30 protein-coding genes are annotated in these 18,304 nt (G+C 45.2%); 7 read left to right on the top strand and 23 right to left on the bottom strand.

Going from position 1 to position 18,304, the window contains the following annotated elements; all coding sequences use genetic code 11:
• The first annotated feature begins 98 nt into the window (after positions 1-98).
• Entirely contained in the window at positions 99-263 is a 165-nt protein-coding gene (locus H583_RS36770; RefSeq protein ID WP_154665957.1) for a hypothetical protein, read from the top strand.
• Between the two features lie 43 nt (positions 264-306).
• Here the strand turns inward: H583_RS36770 and H583_RS0121620 are convergent, their stop codons facing one another.
• The 4 genes from H583_RS0121620 to H583_RS37645 are packed head-to-tail and all read right to left on the bottom strand — an operon-like array spanning position 307 to position 2,300.
• Positions 307-558 (bottom strand): hypothetical protein, encoded by a 252-nt coding sequence (locus tag H583_RS0121620; protein ID WP_028562293.1) that lies wholly within the window; start codon positions 556-558, stop codon positions 307-309.
• 12 nt (positions 559-570) lie between these two features.
• Positions 571-1,197 (bottom strand): nucleoside triphosphate pyrophosphohydrolase family protein, encoded by a 627-nt coding sequence (locus H583_RS0121615; RefSeq protein ID WP_028562292.1) that lies wholly within the window; start codon positions 1,195-1,197, stop codon positions 571-573.
• 16 nt (positions 1,198-1,213) lie between these two features.
• The gene (locus H583_RS37990; RefSeq protein ID WP_342663545.1) at positions 1,214-1,543 is read right to left on the bottom strand and encodes a DNA methyltransferase; all 330 of its coding nucleotides are present in this window, start codon (positions 1,541-1,543) and stop codon (positions 1,214-1,216) included.
• A 7-nt stretch (positions 1,544-1,550) separates the two neighbouring features.
• Entirely contained in the window at positions 1,551-2,300 is a 750-nt protein-coding gene (locus H583_RS37645) for a DNA-methyltransferase (RefSeq protein ID WP_342663544.1), read from the bottom strand.
• Positions 2,301-2,360: 60 nt separating this feature from the next.
• Here H583_RS37645 and H583_RS0121605 point away from each other — a divergent pair, with 60 nt between their 5' ends.
• The gene (locus tag H583_RS0121605; RefSeq protein ID WP_036710455.1) at positions 2,361-2,555 is read left to right on the top strand and encodes a hypothetical protein; all 195 of its coding nucleotides are present in this window, start codon (positions 2,361-2,363) and stop codon (positions 2,553-2,555) included.
• 226 nt (positions 2,556-2,781) lie between these two features.
• On the opposite strand, the gene H583_RS35545 is transcribed toward H583_RS0121605, so the two are convergent.
• The 17 genes from H583_RS35545 to H583_RS0121495 form a co-directional block, all read right to left on the bottom strand.
• Positions 2,782-3,792, bottom strand: a complete 1,011-nt coding sequence (locus H583_RS35545; RefSeq protein ID WP_245585983.1) for a DNA cytosine methyltransferase — start codon at positions 3,790-3,792, stop codon at positions 2,782-2,784.
• Positions 3,793-3,867: 75 nt separating this feature from the next.
• A complete protein-coding gene (locus H583_RS0121590; RefSeq protein ID WP_028562289.1) occupies positions 3,868-4,413 on the bottom strand; it encodes a hypothetical protein in 546 nt (181 codons plus the stop codon).
• The gene (locus H583_RS33830; RefSeq protein WP_154665956.1) at positions 4,364-4,633 is read right to left on the bottom strand and encodes a DUF3310 domain-containing protein; all 270 of its coding nucleotides are present in this window, start codon (positions 4,631-4,633) and stop codon (positions 4,364-4,366) included. Before H583_RS33830 ends, H583_RS0121590 begins: the two co-directional genes overlap by 50 nt.
• Positions 4,630-4,791, bottom strand: a complete 162-nt coding sequence (locus H583_RS36765; protein ID WP_154665955.1) for a hypothetical protein — start codon at positions 4,789-4,791, stop codon at positions 4,630-4,632. The genes H583_RS33830 and H583_RS36765 overlap by 4 nt, the downstream gene beginning before the upstream one ends.
• A gap of 29 nt (positions 4,792-4,820) precedes the next feature.
• Complete coding sequence (locus H583_RS33825; protein ID WP_051236812.1) at positions 4,821-5,369, bottom strand: hypothetical protein; 549 nt, start codon at positions 5,367-5,369, stop codon at positions 4,821-4,823.
• Between the two features lie 11 nt (positions 5,370-5,380).
• On the bottom strand, positions 5,381-5,668 hold the full coding sequence (locus tag H583_RS0121570; protein WP_028562288.1) for a hypothetical protein: 288 nt from the start codon (positions 5,666-5,668) through the stop codon (positions 5,381-5,383).
• 14 nt (positions 5,669-5,682) lie between these two features.
• Positions 5,683-6,534, bottom strand: a complete 852-nt coding sequence (locus tag H583_RS0121565) for a hypothetical protein (protein WP_154665954.1) — start codon at positions 6,532-6,534, stop codon at positions 5,683-5,685.
• 256 nt (positions 6,535-6,790) lie between these two features.
• Entirely contained in the window at positions 6,791-8,107 is a 1,317-nt protein-coding gene (gene dnaB, locus H583_RS0121555) for a replicative DNA helicase (protein ID WP_028562285.1), read from the bottom strand.
• Between the two features lie 215 nt (positions 8,108-8,322).
• Positions 8,323-9,285 (bottom strand): replication protein, encoded by a 963-nt coding sequence (locus H583_RS35540; RefSeq protein ID WP_051236809.1) that lies wholly within the window; start codon positions 9,283-9,285, stop codon positions 8,323-8,325.
• Positions 9,286-9,301: 16 nt separating this feature from the next.
• Complete coding sequence (locus tag H583_RS0121540; RefSeq protein WP_028562283.1) at positions 9,302-10,012, bottom strand: hypothetical protein; 711 nt, start codon at positions 10,010-10,012, stop codon at positions 9,302-9,304.
• A gap of 331 nt (positions 10,013-10,343) precedes the next feature.
• Positions 10,344-10,745, bottom strand: coding sequence for a single-stranded DNA-binding protein (gene ssb, locus H583_RS0121530; RefSeq protein ID WP_028562282.1), 402 nt, complete (start codon positions 10,743-10,745; stop codon positions 10,344-10,346).
• Between the two features lie 9 nt (positions 10,746-10,754).
• Positions 10,755-11,603 (bottom strand): PD-(D/E)XK nuclease-like domain-containing protein, encoded by an 849-nt coding sequence (locus H583_RS0121525; protein WP_245585962.1) that lies wholly within the window; start codon positions 11,601-11,603, stop codon positions 10,755-10,757.
• Complete coding sequence (locus H583_RS0121520; RefSeq protein WP_028562280.1) at positions 11,587-12,369, bottom strand: RecT family recombinase; 783 nt, start codon at positions 12,367-12,369, stop codon at positions 11,587-11,589. The genes H583_RS0121525 and H583_RS0121520 overlap by 17 nt, the downstream gene beginning before the upstream one ends.
• Positions 12,370-12,563: 194 nt before the next feature.
• Entirely contained in the window at positions 12,564-12,848 is a 285-nt protein-coding gene (locus H583_RS0121515; protein WP_028562279.1) for a hypothetical protein, read from the bottom strand.
• A gap of 204 nt (positions 12,849-13,052) precedes the next feature.
• Positions 13,053-13,700, bottom strand: a complete 648-nt coding sequence (locus H583_RS35535) for a sigma-70 family RNA polymerase sigma factor (protein ID WP_028562278.1) — start codon at positions 13,698-13,700, stop codon at positions 13,053-13,055.
• 207 nt (positions 13,701-13,907) lie between these two features.
• Positions 13,908-14,102: a hypothetical protein gene (locus tag H583_RS0121500; RefSeq protein ID WP_028562277.1), complete on the bottom strand. Its 195-nt coding sequence runs from the start codon at positions 14,100-14,102 to the stop codon at positions 13,908-13,910.
• Complete coding sequence (locus H583_RS0121495) at positions 14,099-14,476, bottom strand: type II toxin-antitoxin system PemK/MazF family toxin (protein ID WP_028562276.1); 378 nt, start codon at positions 14,474-14,476, stop codon at positions 14,099-14,101. The genes H583_RS0121500 and H583_RS0121495 overlap by 4 nt, the downstream gene beginning before the upstream one ends.
• A gap of 96 nt (positions 14,477-14,572) precedes the next feature.
• On the opposite strand from H583_RS0121495, the gene H583_RS0121490 reads away from it, so the two are divergent.
• A complete protein-coding gene (locus H583_RS0121490; RefSeq protein WP_028562275.1) occupies positions 14,573-14,851 on the top strand; it encodes a hypothetical protein in 279 nt (92 codons plus the stop codon).
• Here H583_RS0121490 and H583_RS33805 read toward each other — a convergent pair.
• Together H583_RS33805 and H583_RS0121480 are read right to left on the bottom strand one after the other, a co-directional pair.
• Positions 14,829-15,698 (bottom strand): phage antirepressor KilAC domain-containing protein, encoded by an 870-nt coding sequence (locus H583_RS33805; protein ID WP_081667427.1) that lies wholly within the window; start codon positions 15,696-15,698, stop codon positions 14,829-14,831. The two genes, H583_RS0121490 and H583_RS33805, sit on opposite strands and share 23 nt — an antisense overlap.
• A 59-nt stretch (positions 15,699-15,757) precedes the next feature.
• A complete protein-coding gene (locus tag H583_RS0121480; protein WP_028562274.1) occupies positions 15,758-15,982 on the bottom strand; it encodes a helix-turn-helix domain-containing protein in 225 nt (74 codons plus the stop codon).
• Between the two features lie 214 nt (positions 15,983-16,196).
• On the opposite strand from H583_RS0121480, the gene H583_RS0121475 reads away from it, so the two are divergent.
• From H583_RS0121475 to H583_RS36755, 4 genes are all read left to right on the top strand, one after another.
• Positions 16,197-16,583, top strand: coding sequence for a helix-turn-helix domain-containing protein (locus tag H583_RS0121475; protein WP_028562273.1), 387 nt, complete (start codon positions 16,197-16,199; stop codon positions 16,581-16,583).
• Positions 16,584-16,777: 194 nt separating this feature from the next.
• Entirely contained in the window at positions 16,778-16,993 is a 216-nt protein-coding gene (locus H583_RS37895) for a helix-turn-helix domain-containing protein (RefSeq protein WP_281170135.1), read from the top strand.
• A gap of 497 nt (positions 16,994-17,490) precedes the next feature.
• Positions 17,491-18,111, top strand: a complete 621-nt coding sequence (locus H583_RS33800) for a hypothetical protein (RefSeq protein ID WP_051236807.1) — start codon at positions 17,491-17,493, stop codon at positions 18,109-18,111.
• Positions 18,112-18,128: 17 nt separating this feature from the next.
• Entirely contained in the window at positions 18,129-18,275 is a 147-nt protein-coding gene (locus H583_RS36755) for a cyclic lactone autoinducer peptide (protein WP_154665952.1), read from the top strand.
• Positions 18,276-18,304 lie beyond the last annotated feature (29 nt).

The raw sequence follows: 18,304 nt of genomic DNA, 5'->3' as shown, positions 1-18,304 counted from the left end.
TTAGGGTTACTCCCCTCGACAAATATTTACAAAATTCCCCTCTAGCCAATCCTTGCCATTAAATGTATGATTGTTAGAAAAACTATGAGGTGATCGGCATGCTAGATTTAAATACCTTGAACTATTTGCATCGTCTGTCCGTATATGACGGAGATCCGTATGAAGATTTTAAACAACAGCTACTTGCCCAAGGTTTTAGCGAAATGGATGCTTGTCATGAGACGGCCAATTTTATGAATACCATCTGCAATCTCATGGACTAGGGGAGGGTTACTCCCCTATAGCTGGTAATCGGTGCTGAATGTGCTATCTCTTTTTCCCGACGACTATTTCCACGTCACATTCTTGTCCTAGGCTTTTGGAAGTTGTCATCAAACCCATCCCTAACGCTTCGGTCAGTCCCATCAACACCTGAGACCTTTCGGATTGTTCGAAATGACAGACCATGCCGCCGATGGCATGGGCCATTACCCCCAGAACTTGATAAAGATCATCCATGGTCTTAGCTTGATCTGTAATTTTAGCAACATCTTCAATTACGGTACCTGCGTTTATCACGAAATCATCTCCTTATAGTGTCTTACCGCCGTGTCTCTGCGGCCTTGTGGCGTTGTAGGAAATCTTTTCGGCTATGGCTTGGTCAAGATCAATGCCATGTTCTTCAGCAATGAATCCGATGGAATACAGAACGCCCGCCAGACAGTAAACAGCATTTTTCATATTAACTTGGCGATGCTGCAGATATGATTGCGATAAATCCGAATGAACGCAGGTAAGCTTTTCAGCGAACGAGAACCCTTTGTACTGATCGCCTACTCCTTGGAATGCTGAATTTTGCTTTTCCAGTTCATCTCCCCAGCCATACCGCCCAGCTATATCAAATATCCGTATGCATACATCTGCCAGCTCGGATGGGATGCCGCAGGGCTTGCCTTTCTCCAACCGTTTACCCTGCGTATAATTGTTTACTACCACCCATTCTTCTGGTTCTGAGCTTTTTACCTTGCCATGCGTGGCATCCTGATACTCATACCAAACTGCATTCGGCTTCCTGCCGTTTCTGTAGTCCTCCAGTGCCTCGCTAACCTCGCTGTGAACCAAAGCAATCAATTCCCCATACGTCCGGTCTTCCGTCCACCAACCCTTATTTACGGCGTTCTGGTGTGCTTCCTTCACTAATGCCGCGATGTTCTTCATATTGTCTATTCCTCCCCTAAATGAATTGCATCTTAGGCTGAATCGTCGATACCCGACGCTTCGCTATATCTACATACTGCTCTCCGATTTCGATAATCGTGCATTCCCGACCGTTTTCCAGTGCGACCTTTTCCGTGGTACCACTACCTCCGAACGGGTCCAGTACACGCCCGCCTGCTGGAGCTCCGGCCAATATACAAGGCTCAATCAGCTTTTCCGGGAACGTTGCAAAATGCGCTTCGGCAAATTGAGCTGTGGCCACTGTCCATACGGACCGCTTGTTACGGGATCCGGAATACTCAATGTCCTCCCTATCCTCCTGGTGCTGCTTTTGTTGGCCTGGCACATCTCCTTCATTTACCTTTCGTGCGAAGCTGTACGCCTTGCCTACGGCTTTCATGCGCCCGTTCGTTTTGCCCCCCCCCATTTGCCCTGTCAGAGCCTTTCTGATCCGCAATGTTCTGCTGGAGCCGGGAAAGACTCGAATCTGCCATATGCTCTTTAATGGCTTCGTAGTCGTAGTAATAGCGCTCCGACTTGCTCAAAAGGAACATATACTCATGCGCCTTCGTCGGCCGATCCTGTACGCTCTCGGGCATGGGGTTAGGCTTGCTCCAGATGTTATCCATCCGCAGGTACCAGCCATCAGCTTGCAAAGCAAAGGCTATGCGCCACGGTATCCCGATCAGGTCTTTGGTTTTCAGTGCAGTGGGAATGGTTTTGGCTATTGGCTTCATGCCCCCTAAATTCCGCTCTCCTATTGTTGGATCGCCCATGCCCGAAATACCTGCTTTAGCATAACTATCCCCATAATTGAGCCAGAGCGTCCCATCTGGACGAAGCATCCGCCACACTTCTCGGAAGACTGCAACGCTGTGAGCGACGAACATTTCCGGCGTTGGCTCCAGCCCCAGGCAGCCGGTCCATGCTGCCACGGTCACTGGCGGAAGCCCGGGCATCGGTGTATATGTTGTCTCCGGCCACTCCGTTGGCGGTATGCCGTAATCCCGTAGTCCCCAATAAGGTGGGCTAGTGACGCAGGTATGAAACGACTCGGCCTCGAGCTCCGGCATAATCTGCATGTTATCTCCCTGTAAGATCAATCTATCAACCCTCCTCAATCTGCGATATACTGTTTAAAATCCTATGTTTAGAGGTGCATAATGACTAAATCAACAACCACGACCAGTTTCAGGTTAGATGATGACTTTCTCAAATTACTGGATGCATGGGCGTTTGTAACTAAAAGGGAGAAGGGCGCTCTCCTGCAGGAAGCATTCCAGCAATACGTCAAGCTGGACCAGAACTCCACTCTCGCTGCTAAGGTTAAAAAGGTATCCGATATCTTATCGGGGTAAGAGGGGATGCCTCTACCCCTAAAAAATGCACGCGCATGGCTGCTCTGCTTGAATAAATAAGTCCTCTTGAATGCCGCCCGTTTCGATGTCCTTTTTCAGTTCTGTTAGCGCATATGGCCTGTAAAAATTTTTACCGTTTCGTTTTCCGGCATATTTCTTCAGAAGCGTGTAATCGTTGATTTCCCTCCGAAAACGACCTTCCATTTCCATCTGCGCTTGAAAACGTTCAGGAAAGGATAGATAGAGTGTCCTGTAATGGTTGATGCCGCCCTTTACACATCTCCCGCCGCAATTCGCGTGCGGCGTTGGCCACAACTTCGCTTCTTGCAAACCCACTTGCGTTTGCAGGTGAGTCGATTTTTCTATGGGCCTCCCACTCGTTCGAGCGGTCATCCCCATTACGGCGTCTGATGCTTTGGGAGTCGGCCATAACTTCACAGCATCGTTCAGATTCGCTGTCCAACCCTGTTCCCGCTTCCGGATTGCCCTCGGCCCGTCTGGATCGTCCCCGCTGCGATAATCCCTCGCTTGAGGTGTCGGCCATAACCCCACCTTGACCTCCGCTATATCTGTCCGCAGGCTGCGGCTCTGTCCCCCTCCGTGTGACCCCACCGCATCTGATGCATTCGGGGTGCTCCACATCCGAACAAGTGCGCGCAAGTCCGGCGTCCGTCTCTCCCTCTCGGATGGACAATCCCCCCGAAGTGTCGATTTCGGTGTGGGCCACAAGGAAGACTCTGTCTCTTGGGTTGCTCGCACCGACAGCCGCAGCCGGTAGAATATAAACTTGGACTTGATATCCAATGTTTTCAAGGTCTTTACAGATGTCGTGGATAAGCATAACTTCTTGTTGTGTAAATACTGCCTCGTAAAAGTCTTCTTCTTCCGTCCGACTAGATATCCGGTTGACCACTTTAATTTCCCTATCTGGCTGTGCCATACTGAGGATCCCTGCAACATTCTCGCCAACAAACCAAGTGGGTCGGATGTCATCGACGACTCTGACGACTTCGGGCCATAGATAGCGTTCGTCTTCTGCACCTTCTCGCTTACCTGCATGGGAGAAGGGCTGACAAGGGAATCCTGCGGAAATAAGGTCAATTGCTCCAATTCCACGGCGCTCCATCTCCTCTCTCGTAAAATCATGTACGTCATCGATAATCGGGACGTCTGGCCAGTGCTTGCGCAGCACCCGCTGCGGGAACGGCTCTCTCTCGCAAAATACTACCGTCTCCATACCAGCCCAATGAGCTGCCAGGTCGATTCCGCCGATGCCGCTGAATAAACTTGCCTTGCGCACTCTATCACCCCTTTATCTGGACCGCCTATTGAGTCCGTAGCTCTTGAGCCATCTTGATATGGTGTTTGTGGTTACACTAAGTTCCTCGGCAAGCTGGAGATTTCCCCGGCCTTCCTCAAGTGCCTGAACAAAGAATTCTCTACTTGGCCTGTCTTTTTTCCGTCCATCCACTTTAGGTTTGTGCTCTTTCAATGGTTTGTTTTCTTCCCGGACTTCCTTGATTTTGATTCCGTATCGACGCAGTCTTGTGTAAACCGTTTGTTCGGCAATACCGCATTCCCTCGCCATCTGGCTCGCCTTTTTCCCCGAAACCAGACTCTCCATAAAATATTCTCTGGTTGGTTCAGCGATTGGCTCTATTACTTCAGGCTCTGACGTTTTGAAAACCTTAGGGTCTGCCGGTTCGAACTTCATCCCGCGCTGTGAAGCATGTGGGATAAGATGCCGCAGGTCAGCATGCACAAGAGCTAATTCGCTGTTATTCAGATAATAGGTGACCACTTTGCTGTTAGGTGGGGGTAAATCTTCTTTCTTGAGCCGTGGTATTGGCCTTCTCATTCTCTTCTACCTCCTGTCTATCGATAGTGTTTTGGATGTACCAGATGGCCTTGAGTAAGTCCTCGATTCCGTTCTTTTGTTTCCAGCGCCAAAGGTATTTGATGGCGTTGCCTGTGTTGAATGATTCGATCCCATGCAGGCCTTCTGTTGCAACAGCTATAGCTTCAATGCATTCTATCGATCCTTGGTAATGGTCTGGGTGATTGACTGCCTCTTTCATTTGCGCTTCCACCTCTTGTATTTCATTTTGATTTCAATAGGCGTTAAGGCTCTTTCAGTCATTACGATGTTGCTTTCAATCCTTTTTGCTTGCATTTCTTTTAATGCTTCGTAACGTACCGATAAGTTCAATTCTGTTTTCCCGGATTTTGAGCGCACGAATCCCGCTCCCGATCGCTTGAGCGGGGTTAGAACGTCTTTTCGATTATGTCCTGCACTACTTCCCTCTGTATCCTTTCGTTATCAAGTAAAGGTTTGTGGTTTCTCATCAAGTAAATGTTCAAACATATGCGAGCAATAATGTATGCGTCGACAACGTTGTCGCTTTTGTGAGAATACCCGAAATACTTTAGTGCAGCAGCGGCCATTTCTTCCTTCTTTTCCTTCTGTGTTTGACCGCGTTTGACTTTCACATCAACATATTTTTTTGTCCACATTGGGTTTACCAAATCATATCGGAGCCCTTTACGATGGATCATAGTCCGTATGCCGCCATGAATGAAGCCAGTGCTTATTGCTTTAATGGTTCCCGGTGCTGGAGACTCGAGTGTAATTTGATCCCCGGGTAACATGAGGCGAAAAAGTTGATTCTCCAGGTCTACAAGCTGCTGATCTGAAATCCCTCCGGGATCTTTAGGACCCTCTCCCCTCAACTCCCTTTCCAAGATCACATTGCCTTCTATATCCAGCGCAACAATCCCAGTCTTTGTTGCTGGATCGATTCCTAAGAATCGCATCCCATCCCCTCCTACTTTTCAACTTTGCCTATCGTTTCCCCGAATGTCTCTTCGAGAGTCTTGCTCGTTTCGACTGTACCCATGCCGTCCCATAGCTCCCGAATCTCCTTGGCCTTTTCAATTACAGCGGCCTTTTGCTTTGGAGTAAGGACAATGTCCATGGCTTCCTTGTATTGGCGTTCTGCGGCGGCGTACGCCCTCGTATGCAGGACGTTCATGGACTCTTGAAATGATTTAAGGGTCATGGATTTGCAGCGCTGAAAGAAGCGTCTGAACTGTTCCTCGTAGGTCTGCCCCATGTTCACAACTCCATTCAGTCCACAAAAATCGTGTTGCTGTTAACTTGATTATTATCAGAGATGGTGACTACAGACTTTTCCGATGGCCGTATAACTACACTCTCTACCTCGTAATGTTTGGTCACACCAAAGTCTCCCACATGCCCTGATGTAAAAGTCAGTATTTTACCGTCCCAATACCAAATTTCATTAAATTGAGAATACCGATTTGCTTTATACTCCACAGCAGAAGGTGAAAGGGTTGTTAAAATTGCTTTTCTACCCACATAGTCGATCTTTTGTTCATAGCCCGGGAACCCAGCAACAAATTCCTCGTATTTCTCAGGCAAGACTTCCTTCAGGTGTGAGATAAACTTAGGAACCACTTCCGCTTGATAACTTGAAATTTCTCCACCCATTAGCGCTTGAGGTCTTTTGCATACAATATCTCGAATAAGTTCTACCGTGAACTCAGTTAAAGGAATTGCTGATGACCCTCCATCAAAGAACCTAGGCCCATTTACAACCCACTTACCATCCTCTTTTTCCACATTGACATACGCATACGGGAAAATAACTACATCGTCTATCAATCCTAATTTACAAGGTGGACTCTTCAATTTTCCGTACTTCTCATGCTCCTTCCATTTGCTTTTAAATTCATAGTATTTTCTTGCCTTCGATGTGTACCCCTTTTCATTGCGCACTATCCCGAAGGGGCAAGTAATAGATGACATCGATCGGACACACGCACATTGATCAGCCTTAAAAAATGAGCACTTGTCGAATTTGTCACATTGCACAATGCTAGCTTCTAGGGCTGTTTCCTTTCCTCCGAACAATCCTTTCCCGCCATATAGTCCAACATGAATCACTTCTTTGCTCAATTTCACCACTCCAATTCCTCTTTAGTGATAATCCCCATCTTGATGTAAAGCGGTATCTGACTGGGACATTGCTTTAGGTAATCCCGGACTCGGTATGAATCAATCATTGCGGCTAAATCTTCATATTTCTTTTGAAGTTCCGCCAACTCGTGCTTGGGAGTCGTCGGGTCCTTGATCTTCCGGGCTCCCTTTATGAGGTTTTCACAAGCACGTTGGAAACTATCGTCACTTATAATTAGTTTCACTTTCATTCTTATCACCCGGCTTTTTTGTGTTCAGTTTCAATATCAGCAAACTTTCCAGTGTTCTTCAGGAAAGCCATATCAACTCGCCCAGTACCGACGTTCCGGCCCTTTGCGATGATGAGTTCGACAATTCCTTTGCGTTCCGATTCCTTGTTGTAATACTCATCCCGATAAAGGAAGGTGATAATATCGGCATCCCGCTCGATTGCTCCTGACTCCCCTAAATCGCTCATCATAGGGTGTTTGTCTACTCGCTTCTCAACATCCCGGCTTAACTGTGATAGAGCCAAAACGGTGACTCCAAACTCTCTGGCTATCTGTTTAAGCTGCCGTGAAACGTACGACACTTCCTCTTGTCTGCTGTTGAACTTTCGGCCGCCACCAATGATTTGAATATAGTCCACATAGACAACCAGATTAGGCTGGGTTTTCACCAGGCGCTTAACTTCTTTGCGAATGTGTTGGATGGTCATTCCTGTTGTGTCATCTATAAAAATAGGGAGTGAATCAAGAATCGTACGGGCGTAACTGTACCGTTCCCAGTCTTTATCATCGAACATTCCCGATCGCATTTTTGCATTGTCTAAATTAGCAAGAGCGCATATAGCCCTTTCCGTTATTTGCAATTCCAACATTTCTGCCGAGAAGATCGCTGCCGCAGCACCGCCTTGAGTTGTTCGGATTGCATCGGATATCATGTAGGCCGTTTTCCCCATGCTGGGTCGGGCTGCAATTACCTCAAGATCACCCTTTTGATGGCCTCCTGTGAGGCGGTCTACGTCCTTGCTAAGGGTTTTGGCTCCCGTCATACCCTTTGATGACTTGCGCTCGTTTAGAAGGTTTACGTGGCCGTCTAAAGTGGAACTCATGCGCTTCAAGCCCTGATTCTGGTTTTTGGTTGCGAGCTCTGCTAATTCCTCTAGCCTCTCTTGGCAGCGAGCAATGTGCTCCTTTACATCCCCTTCTCCGTTCGCTGCCGTCATGGACATTTCCCTTGTTACATCAGCGGTTTTTCTGCGGATATAGTCAGCCCGTATGAATTTTTGGTAATAATCGAAATTACTTGTCGTCGGTACCGATTGACGTAACTGCCATAGATACGAAACCCCACCAATTTCGGTTATGTTATTTCCGGACTGCTGTACCATTGATACAGGATCAATCGGGATTTGTTCTTCCGCAAGGAACCGGAAGTAGCTCATTATCATCTGATGCCTTTCATCGACAAATTCTTCAGGCTGAAGATAGCAATCATCGATTAATTCCGGAGTTATGAAGATAGATCCTAATACCGCCGTTTCAGCATCATGTATCCTGTTATGCTCCATCTGTACGCCCTCCCAGCTGCTTAAGGATATGCGGCGGGCAATCTATTGCTCTTTGCTCCCAATCGTCTAGAAGGGCGTTTACGTGAGCTGATTCCAACATCAGGACCTTGCTTGAGTCTTCCACAAACTTAGGCTCCCGAAGGAAGTCAGCAATGTCCGGGAAGAAGTTGCTTTTTCGAACATGCTGGTTAAGGTTTTGCAAAGCGGTTTGTGCATCACCTTCTTGTAGCGCCTGTACCCAAGTTTCGAATATCTGTGGACTCTCTTTGAAATCCGGATGTTTGTTCGGGTAAGCTGCTGATGCTTTGGCTAGCAATAAGATTGCCTCTTCCCTGGTCATTGTTTCCACCACCTAACTGCTGTGCAAAAAAGTCTAAATTGGATGAGAACTTACTTTGCTTCCCAGCTGCTAATCCTTCAGGGTCGACAGTTGGGTAATCGCTCCAACGTTCTTGATTCAGGAATGTAGTAGGATGGGCGATGTACTTTAGCTCCGTTTCCAACTGCTTGCAAGTTTTTCCGTAATTCTTTGCCCCAAGTATAGCCACATCCGGATCGAAGCCTTCCTTTTTACAAAGCCGCTTCCAAATCTCTTGTGCCTTTTTCTTTGATTGCTTTCTTGGATAAACTCCATAGAAGGTTTCGAACATCGCTTCTTTTTCTTTAAAAGATTTCTTTAAATCTTTTATTTCTTTATTGGGGTCACAATCGTGTACCTTGAAATCGTTTCTAGGTACACAATCGTCCACCTGATGAGGGTCACAATCGTCCACCTTGAAATTTGAATCATTAGGTGTACAATCGTGTACCTGATCGCTTGAAAACAGGTTCAATTGATCTGCCATTTCATCACCGCTTTTCGGGATTTTCCATTCGTTATAATTTTTGTTGAACATGATGTGCCTGGAATCAATTTTCGTCTGGCGCTTTGTTACGATCAGTACATTAGCATCTATGAGTGCTTTCATTTCCTTCTTTACGGCGCTCTCTGATAAACCTGTCGCTTCAATCAGATAGGTAATGGCGAGCTTATTTTCCTTTTTGCTGTAGCCGTATGTTTGCCGCCATACTTTCATAATGAGGCGGAATTGCGCACCGTTAAATTTGTATCTGCAAACTGCATCCAGGAGTTCGTTGGCTATCCGTGTGAATCCGTCTCCCAACTGAGGTCCTGCCATTCCACCTCACCAACGTTCAATTTTGTTCTTGCTGCCGATCTTCCGCCAGAATCTCCCGAACAGCCTGAGTTACTTCAGCTGCTACTTCTGCCGGGTCATCCCAAGGTCCCGTATCCTTCATAATTTCCTCTACGCGCTGCCGGATCTTATCTTCGGTGGTAGGTTCTTCTGCGACTGTGTAGTCGTTGATAAGAGCCTTTATTAAGTTTAATCCGTGAGTTTCTGCATACCGCCTTAGAAGGAGCGTGGTATCTCTCAACGCAGTACCTTTTGATATACGAGTCAGCCAATAGACTATTTCGTCAACATCCTTGCCATCAGTTTTGAATGAATCGATTGCTTCGGCAATTGCTTCGGGAAGCTCAACTTTCTTAAGCTCAACTTCCAGAACTTCCAGTTGATCCTTCAACGATTCTCTTTCCGTCCTCAGAGCAAAGATTTCCCGCCCGGCCTCTCCTAAGTCCTCAAGCGCCTTATCAAGCTGGGCAGCAATGGTGTTCCGATTCTCTACAACAGCTCTGTACTCGGCATCGGTGTAGCCTTGCTTTTCATGGAGTTCCACGCACTTCGGGTAAGGAACAATCAAGCCTACATATTTTCCTTGTTCAGTGATCTGGTACTCGGGCGTCATAGTGATTCCGGCAAGCCTTCTTGCCTCAAACTCCATCCCCGGTTCTACCATTTGGTAGTTCTTTGCCCCATGTGCTTGCAAAATTCTGATTTTCATTTGACGCCTCCTATTTTCGGGGGCAAGCCCCGTAATTTGCGTTTGTACCTTATCCCTTCGGCCGTTTCGTCCAACCATTTATGACATGCAAGGCAGACGTGGAAAAGGTCATCTATGGTCGTCTTGTGGTCCAATTGCTTGCGTCCAGTTATATGTGCTCTCTGTACCGCCTTATCGCCCTTACAACGCTTCCTCAGCTCACATTTATTATTTGACCTGGCTTTCAGTTCAGCGTCTACGCTGGTGCTAATATCGCCCTTTTGCTTTTGCGTTAGCTTCGCACCGCGTTTGTGCTGCGGCTTCGGTGCCGGGTTAAAATCCCCGATCGGCATTAGAACGGAAGGTCTTCATCACCGATGTCCGTCGGCTTGCCTTCATTACGAAATGGGTCATTACCCTGGGACGACCTTCCTTCACCTGCCTTCCTCTCCAGAAAGCGCACGTTGTCCGCCACAACCTCAGTCACATAGACCCGTTTCCCTTCGTTGTTGTCATAGCTCCGAACCTGTATGCGCCCTTCTACCGCTGCCAGCAGCCCTTTATCCAGATAGTTCGCGCAGGCTTCTGCTGTCTTCCGCCAAGTCACAACCGGAATGAAGTCCGCTTCTTTTTTGTCGCCGCTCGTCGGCCGATCTACAGCCAGTGTGAATTGCGTAGTTGCCAATCCGGAACTGGTATAGCGCAACTCGGGCTTGCGTGTTAAGCGGCCAATTAGTATCACACGATTAATCATAGAAACCTCCTAATAGACATCAAATTCTTTGTAATGCTTGATGACAGCCTTCTTAGTTAAGCGGCAATAATCACAATCGTTGTGACCGCATCTTAGAGGAGTTTCCCTCCCCGTCTTAACAGCAACCACTCTTTCAATGTGATTTTTCACAAATTGGAGTTCGCTCATGATCATGTCATAATCAAACATAATAATTTCGTGATCCGGCGGGTCTTGCTTGGTTACCACCACCAAGTGGGGAATGATCCAGTGTTCACGCTTCTTTACTATCCGTTCCACTTCAGCGTAGATAGCCATTTGGAGGTCGTACCCATATTTCTGATAAAAGGGAACATAGTTTTGGTGATGTTCGCTATATGACTTTTTCATATCTTTCAAGGCTTTAAGATCAGCAAAAGCTCCTGTGTCGCCGATTTCAGGCTGGTAGCTATCCAACATTACCTTCCAAGGGATACCGAAAAGTTCGGCTGTCAAGATGACTTCTTTATGTCCAGCCAACACTTGCATGACAAGTGGGTCATCCTCCAATACCTCTATCATCTTATTCAAATGCTTATAGTTAGACTTGAGTTGACCTTTCGTGTCGCCCCTGCTGCTGTAGATGTCTGGGTTGTTCTCTTTGAATTCAGCCAACTCATTTGAGTTCCACGCGTGAATATAGTGGCCCTCATTGAATGCCCCTTTGTCGGGTCTTGTGTAATCACCGGCTAATTCCGCTACACTTCGGGCCTCGCACCCGCCATAAGCTGGTACAAAGCTTTTGAACTGAGAAACTGACATATAGTGCCTGTTTGCTTCCAACGAGAAGTAGTTGTCACGATTAAGAATTATTTCACACACCTCAGGTTGCCGACTCACTTTGATCCTCCTCTTCGACCTCCTCGTATTCGGCGTCTACCACCGTTGCGTTCTTGTCGAAAGGACTCTGTTGCTGCGGCTTTGGATCCTGTTTAAAATCAAAGTCCCCACCATCTTCAAAGGCTTCTTTCGCTTCAATTGTGTCGAAGTCGAGTTGAATGGTTTTGCAAAGTCTACGAAGCACTGTCTTTTTTTGCATTTCGCCGGGACTCTTTGTCCATGAAGGGCCGTTTGCTTGTTTGGAGTAGTTCTTTCTAGTGGTTTCAATTTCCGCTACACTCATGGATTCACAGTCCATTCCGCCGTCTTTATACAGGACAATTGCGAATGCTCCGATTACCTTTCCGTCATTGAACCCTTCTGGGGGCTTATGTTGAATGGTACGTTGCCCGTCTTTAACTTCTTTTAGGAAGAAATCCCCTTCGCGAACCAGTTCGGCGTAAATGTTCAAAACTGGCCGAACACTATACTTTTGAGCAAGTTTAATCTCGCCTTTATAGTCCGTTTGGAACGTGCATTTACCTCCGTATATGATTGGGTAGCACTCTTTGTTCATGAAGTCCAGCCCGAGGAACGCACCTTTCAACAGCGTCCTTGCAACGCTAGTTGCATCACATTTGTCGATTTCATCCGTGTCTTGGAGTACTGCCATGCAGTTCTGAATGAATCGTGTTTTATTGAAACTTTTGGGCATTGCGTCTTGTTTAGATTCAATCAATTTGATCAGTTTTTCATTGATGACAAGCAGTTTGTTAGCGTCTGCCATCGTTACACCTCCAAATTTTCTATTGTCCCGACCAGCGGGCCGACAAACTCCACATGCTTATCTGAGCCGCAGCAAGGGCAGAACGCCGGGCCAACCACTGTAAGGGGCTCAAACCATGTTGTGAAAACTGAGAACACCTGACTATCGCAATCCGTGCATTTGTATAGGTAAGCTTGTTCCAAAACCCTCACCCCTTAAAGTTCAGCGAATTCCTTCTCTAACCGGTGAATTTCCTTAAGTACCATGTCAATGTAGACATTAATAATGATTGCGGTAAGCTCTGTATAGAAGTCATTAGGCAACTCGCCTTTATGGTCCGGGTCAGTAACGAAAATGCCGGTAGGCAATTTGTTATAAAGAGCGACGGAAACAGTTTTCTTAGCCGCATCAATTGATTTCAGAAGAGAGTCAATTTGACCAACGATTTCCCTTGCTCTTTGTGATCGCATCTCCATGTACTCCAGAGTTTTTCTATCCATTCGATTCACCTCATCGATTAATTTATTGTGATGGTTACAGCGCCCATACTCTCAGCAAGACACCGCCCGGAACAGTACAGACCAAATCCTTTACGCCAAACTTCCTGACCTTCCACAATTTCAGATTGGCAGTTGTCATTCTCGCACTCATCGACCAACTCTTTGGTAATTCCAGTCACTTTCGACCCTCCTTTATGTCAATCTTCAAGCGTAATGTTTTAAATAAAGATTCCCAATCCGGTGAAGCACCCGGTGCATTTGAGTCTGTGTGACCCCTATTTCGTTTGCGATTTGGCGTTGCTTCAACCCTTGCATTCGCCACTCAAGTACCAGCCGATCACGGTCAGACAATGTCGAGATGAATTCCTTTGTTGCAAGGGATGAATAATCATCCTCCTGACCCACCATGTCTTTAAAAGACAGTGAGTCATCAACGGATAGAGGAGTTTCCATAGATACATAACTTGTGTCCAGATAGGTCAGGGCAGCACTTACTGCATTCGGAGAGGTTTGAGTCTTTTCGGCGATTTCTTGGACGCTGCCGGACAACTGTTGCTTCTTGATTCTCCGGATAAGAAAAATTGTGTCCCTGGGAAACTTGACTAAGTTATCTCTGCGTAAGTAATCAGAAATCTCGCAACGGATAAGGCGACTTGCATAGGTTGAAAACTTCGCTATACCGGAATCATAATTCCGTATGGCTTTCAAAAGTCCGATACACCCTTGCTGGAACATGTCGTCGTATTTAGCCGATCCGGGCTTCGTGTTTTTGTAGTACTTCCTAATTGTGAAGTGGACTAATTTGAAGTGTTCTTCGATGTTTTCCTCTTTGAATTCGAGCGGCAAACCCATGTGAAACCCCTCCTTTTCGTGATTTTGGCAAAAAAATAATAGGACTAGCGATTTTCGCGCCAATAACTCCACCTGCGGCGCTGCGATATGGACTTACGGTATGATAGAGAGCGATTGTCTTCGGCAGGCCTTTTGAACGTCCTGAGAAGGTCCAGGTCGATTTCGATAGGTTTCATTGATAAAGTATCCTGCCGTCCGAATAAAGCCTTACAAGCTCGCTTGAGACGCTGTATCAGCCCCATCTGAACCCTCCTTTAAGATTCGATCCGTCATGGAATGGATGGTTTCCTGCGCCTTAAAATCGGCGACCATCCGAGCTACTTCCCAGCCTTTCATAATCCCTGTTGCGTATACCGGACCGGATGTAAGGCCGTTTGCGTTTAAGAGTTTGGATAAGTTCATTTACATTCACCCTTCCTTTTAGGTGCTGGCGCCGGAACAAGTCCGAGGCTGATCATCATCGCTTTATCAACCAGTTCCATTCGTTTAGGAGTAAGTCTCCCAACCTTGCCCTCAAGCTTCCGTTTATCCAGCGTTCTGATTTGCTCCAACAGCACCCACGAATCCTTTTCTAATCCCGATTCCGCTGCTGTGAATCCAACATGCGTAGGCATGTAACGTTTAGAAATATCTGTTATAGCGGCAATGATGACTGTGGGCGAGTGCTCATTCCCGACATCGTTTTGAAGGATCAGAACTGGGCGCTCTCCGCCTTGTTCGCTTCCGTCATATGGGCCGAGGTTTGTAAAGTAAATGTCGCCGCGTTTGATGTTCATTTGTAATCACCTCTCATTACTATTTGAAACTCCTGTTCTTCTGTTAAAATGGTAGTTGCCTAGACTATCCATTTAATTTATAGAGGAGGGAGTTATTTGAGCAGCAAAACGATTGAAGAAATTGCACTTGATTTATCCAATGAACTGGAAGATGTTTATTTCGCTGAATTAACCAAAGCACTTTATCAATACAACGACTTCGAAATAATGACTGGCATAGGAGAAGAAGGAGTTAACAAACCCGATCCGACAATAGAAGACAAACTACATGCTGTAAGTTCCGAGCTAAAAAATCACAGCGAGCGATTTACTGTCGCCTTAATCAAAAGGCTATTAGAACAAGGGTTTTTGATTAGCGCTGAACCGAAGGGTTAAATGGTTTTGACTTTTCCCGCAAGATGCCGACGAACCCCTCAGCAGCACGCTTTCGCTCTTGCAAATATGCTTGACCCTCTGGAGTCGCCAGTTTCTCGGCGGCTTCTTTAAATTTATTGATAAAGTAACTTAAACCTTTCCCGGTGATTTTAGGGGTCCTGGTTTGTTTAATACCATCTGAAGCGCTCGCCCGCTGCCCTACCTTAATCTCCATAATCCCAAGTTCCATGCTGCGTTGGGTTGGCATATTGTATTCGCTGCCGCTCTTGATGAGATACCCTTGCTCCCGCATCCATTTGAACAACCGAACCTCACCGATGCTAAATCCGTTTTGCTTGAGCAGTTTAGCCAGATCCGCAATCAATATGGAATCAGGTGATGTTTCCAATGCTTCCGCGAAAACTACCTTCGGTCGTTCAAGTGCAATCTGCTGCTGCAGCCGCTGCTTTGTCTCCCTCTCATTCTTTAATTGAGTCGCCAACCGGATTATTGTATCCGGGTCAGTAAGGACTTCCTCGACCTTTTGAGGTGTAAGGTAGCCGCCGTGCTTGCGAATGGAAGGAAGAATTTCATCAGCTACTTTTGCCTGAAAAGCTTCAGCAACAGCGTTTTTCGCTTTCATAGCTAAGCGGTAAAAAATGTTTTCTGGGATAAAGCCGTCCCCACTTGTGGGGATGCTTCCAAACTCAGATAAATATTTGTTAACTCGTTCCCACCTAATAACTTCATTCCCGCTTGCAGCTCTTTGTGTGAACCCAAGCCCTCTTGATACATCTTCAAGATTTAATTGAGCCATGCCGTTATCGTCGATGTATCCACGGACATTTTCGAATGTCATTAGCTTCATAGGATTACCTCCTTCTCATTTGGACCAATGGCCCTTAATACTTATAAGTGCTCGAACCGTTAGGATTGGGACATTGGTTCTTGTTCTGTTTCTGACTGACAAGAAAACGTAATTTCAATTCCTAGCGCAGCACAGACCTTGTTAATTACTACTTCGTGCCATCTTCGCTTCCCAGCCAATAAATCGCTAATGTACTGGTAGCTATAGCCCGTAGCCCTTGCCAAATCAGCCCTTTTCAATTTGCTTGCTTCCATTGCGATCAAGACTGCTTCCGAGAAATTCATGTGTTGTTCACCTCCATGACCCAATAATAAGCATTATGCTTACATGTGTAAACGAGCAAATTTAAGCATTTTGCTTATATAAAGAGGTATATGCTCAAAAATACAACATTATGCTTAAATTTGCTCAAATTATCAGCATTTTGCTTGTTGAACATTTTTTCATTCAATGATAATATTTATACAGCATAATGCTGAATAAAAAGGAGCTAAAACAATGATTAACTATAGATTGAAGGATTTAAGGAAAGAGCATAAATTAAGCGGGATTGCATTAGCGAAGAAACTTGGAATCACACCTCAATATTATTATGATATCGAGAAAGGAGAGCGGCGACTTACAACGGAAATAGCGGGTAAACTGGCTGTCATTCTGCAAACTACTGTTGACTATTTAATTGGCGTTTCAGATGTTAACAACTTTGATTTATCTCCAGAAAACAAAAACAACCCCGATTCTCATGAAGAGTCGGAGTTGGCGGAGATCCCTATCGAAAGATTGAATCAATTCAAGTTAAGCTACAAAGGCCATACCCTGAGTGAAGATGAAGCTAATGATGTCATTGAACTTTTGGAAGCTGCTTTAAAGCGTTGGAAAAGATAACTTGAAGTTTTCGTTCTACGTCCTCGGTATCTATTCCGCGGGCTTTTAACATATCAATGTATTTTTCTAGATCTAGTGTTGGCTTGTCTATGACCCTCACCTCTGGATGTATATTTTGGGACAACTTGTTTAATTGATTATAGCACAAAATAGGAACACGCGTTCCTAAAATGATATAGAAAGGATTTTTTAAATTGGCATACTCCCGCGGGAGCTGCCACCTCCAGTATTGGCTAGATTTAAGAGGTATGTCGCAAGCCGAGTTTGCTCGGCGCTCTGGTTACTCCCCACGAATGGTATCACATTGGTCAGTGGGTCAGAAGAAAATGAGCCCAGAAGCCATGTACACTGCCGAAGTCATCCTAGAATTACCTAGTAGTAGCGTACTCTACACCTGGAACTGGAAGTGAGGCGAGCGAGTTCAATCTCGCATCTCCCCGGGAAATTTAAGAACCTATAGGTTCTTAAACCATTTATGTGTTTTATTCACCCCGCAGTAATTTTTTCCACTCATTTCAAGATCACACCCTTTTAACTGATCACATAAATTTTTTATGCCCAATAGTTTTTGTCTCATCTGTTAATTCCTCCTATGGTGGTCGCACCTTTATTTGTGTTACCCTCCACAATTTTTTGTTGTCAATAGTGAACGACAATTATTTCAAACAATTGATTTTTACTTGACATATCTAATTATTTAATAAAGATAGATTTTTGTAAACAAAAATACAGAGTTACGAATTTCAACAATACTTCGACATTAAGCGACATTATTTTCAAAATCTTTCTGTTATAATTGACTATTAAAATAAATAATTTGTTAATATTTAGGAATTGGTTATCGACAACATAGAATTTAAATCGTATATTCATTAATAGGTCTTTCTTCATAGTAGGAGGGTTATTAATGGAGACTACATTTTTTATGATTTTTTCTACCATCGAAGGGTTAGCTATTTATGCTATGATACTCTACTTGTTCAGGATGGATTTTAGTAGATACATAACGAGAGCTTTACCCGTAATCATTCTGGTCAATGTTCAAAGTTATTTCCTGCGCGGGGATGAACTATCTTTCTTGGCGCCAATCACTGCATTGTTTTTTACCTTCTTCTTTCTTTTTTTCATTGTTAGAATTCCCGTCATTTGGTCCATGATTTTAGGGATAACAGGGTATCTAGCGTATGCCTTATTACAATCCGTAATCGTTGCAACATCCTTTGGTTTCTTGTCTATTGATAACGTTCAAACAATGCCCGTTCGAGGGTATCTGCTTCAAACGCTGACTAGTGCTATTGCCTTATACGTCTCTTGGAAATTTTACAGAAAAGGGTACGGTTTCACTTTTGAATTTGATAAATTAAGATTTAAGTGGGAAAAAATCGCCGTCCTTTGTTTTATTATCACCTTGCTGTTAGGATTAATTTATTTGATGTACACTAAACAGATAATATTTATACTCATCTCTTTTATTATTTTTCTAGCAGTTCTACTGTACTATTCAATGCGCAAAGAAAAAATCTCATAATATTGGGGGACGCGCTCTTGAAAAAAAGTTTAAAGAAAAGAATCTTCTATTTTATTGCTACTGTCTTAGGATCTATGGCAACTGTGGTTGTGAGCACTGCTAGTTGGGTGTTTGTTCATCAGCCAGAAACACCGGAAGAACTCCTGAAAAAACGAGGTGATTAATTTGTTTCTTTCCGTGGCAAATGACATCG

The organism is Paenibacillus pinihumi DSM 23905 = JCM 16419, assembly GCF_000422505.1.
GTDB classification, from domain to species: domain Bacteria; phylum Bacillota; class Bacilli; order Paenibacillales; family Paenibacillaceae; genus Paenibacillus_D; species Paenibacillus_D pinihumi.
The sequence above is the reverse complement of the archived record's forward strand: the minus strand, read 5'-3'. Positions and strand labels throughout refer to the sequence as shown.

Bases quoted from the DNA above. Each gene is read 5' to 3' on its own strand.
- H583_RS36770 (WP_154665957.1), top strand. From the start codon at position 99: ATGCTAGATTTAAATACCTTGAACTATTTGCATCGTCTGTCCGTATAT.
- H583_RS0121615 (WP_028562292.1), bottom strand. From the start codon at position 1,197: ATGAAGAACATCGCGGCATTAGTGAAGGAAGCACACCAGAACGCCGTA.
- H583_RS0121605 (WP_036710455.1), top strand. From the start codon at position 2,361: ATGACTAAATCAACAACCACGACCAGTTTCAGGTTAGATGATGACTTT.
- H583_RS35545 (WP_245585983.1), bottom strand. From the start codon at position 3,792: ATGGAGACGGTAGTATTTTGCGAGAGAGAGCCGTTCCCGCAGCGGGTG.
- H583_RS0121590 (WP_028562289.1), bottom strand. From the start codon at position 4,413: ATGAGAAGGCCAATACCACGGCTCAAGAAAGAAGATTTACCCCCACCT.
- H583_RS33830 (WP_154665956.1), bottom strand. From the start codon at position 4,633: ATGAAAGAGGCAGTCAATCACCCAGACCATTACCAAGGATCGATAGAA.
- H583_RS33825 (WP_051236812.1), bottom strand. From the start codon at position 5,369: ATGCGATTCTTAGGAATCGATCCAGCAACAAAGACTGGGATTGTTGCG.
- H583_RS0121570 (WP_028562288.1), bottom strand. From the start codon at position 5,668: ATGGGGCAGACCTACGAGGAACAGTTCAGACGCTTCTTTCAGCGCTGC.
- dnaB (WP_028562285.1), bottom strand. From the start codon at position 8,107: ATGGAGCATAACAGGATACATGATGCTGAAACGGCGGTATTAGGATCT.
- H583_RS35540 (WP_051236809.1), bottom strand. From the start codon at position 9,285: ATGGCAGGACCTCAGTTGGGAGACGGATTCACACGGATAGCCAACGAA.
- H583_RS0121540 (WP_028562283.1), bottom strand. From the start codon at position 10,012: ATGAAAATCAGAATTTTGCAAGCACATGGGGCAAAGAACTACCAAATG.
- ssb (WP_028562282.1), bottom strand. From the start codon at position 10,745: ATGATTAATCGTGTGATACTAATTGGCCGCTTAACACGCAAGCCCGAG.
- H583_RS0121520 (WP_028562280.1), bottom strand. From the start codon at position 12,369: ATGGCAGACGCTAACAAACTGCTTGTCATCAATGAAAAACTGATCAAA.
- H583_RS0121515 (WP_028562279.1), bottom strand. From the start codon at position 12,848: ATGGATAGAAAAACTCTGGAGTACATGGAGATGCGATCACAAAGAGCA.
- H583_RS35535 (WP_028562278.1), bottom strand. From the start codon at position 13,700: ATGGGTTTGCCGCTCGAATTCAAAGAGGAAAACATCGAAGAACACTTC.
- H583_RS0121500 (WP_028562277.1), bottom strand. From the start codon at position 14,102: ATGAACTTATCCAAACTCTTAAACGCAAACGGCCTTACATCCGGTCCG.
- H583_RS0121495 (WP_028562276.1), bottom strand. From the start codon at position 14,476: ATGAACATCAAACGCGGCGACATTTACTTTACAAACCTCGGCCCATAT.
- H583_RS33805 (WP_081667427.1), bottom strand. From the start codon at position 15,698: ATGAAGCTAATGACATTCGAAAATGTCCGTGGATACATCGACGATAAC.
- H583_RS0121480 (WP_028562274.1), bottom strand. From the start codon at position 15,982: ATGAATTTCTCGGAAGCAGTCTTGATCGCAATGGAAGCAAGCAAATTG.
- H583_RS0121475 (WP_028562273.1), top strand. From the start codon at position 16,197: ATGATTAACTATAGATTGAAGGATTTAAGGAAAGAGCATAAATTAAGC.
- H583_RS33800 (WP_051236807.1), top strand. From the start codon at position 17,491: ATGGAGACTACATTTTTTATGATTTTTTCTACCATCGAAGGGTTAGCT.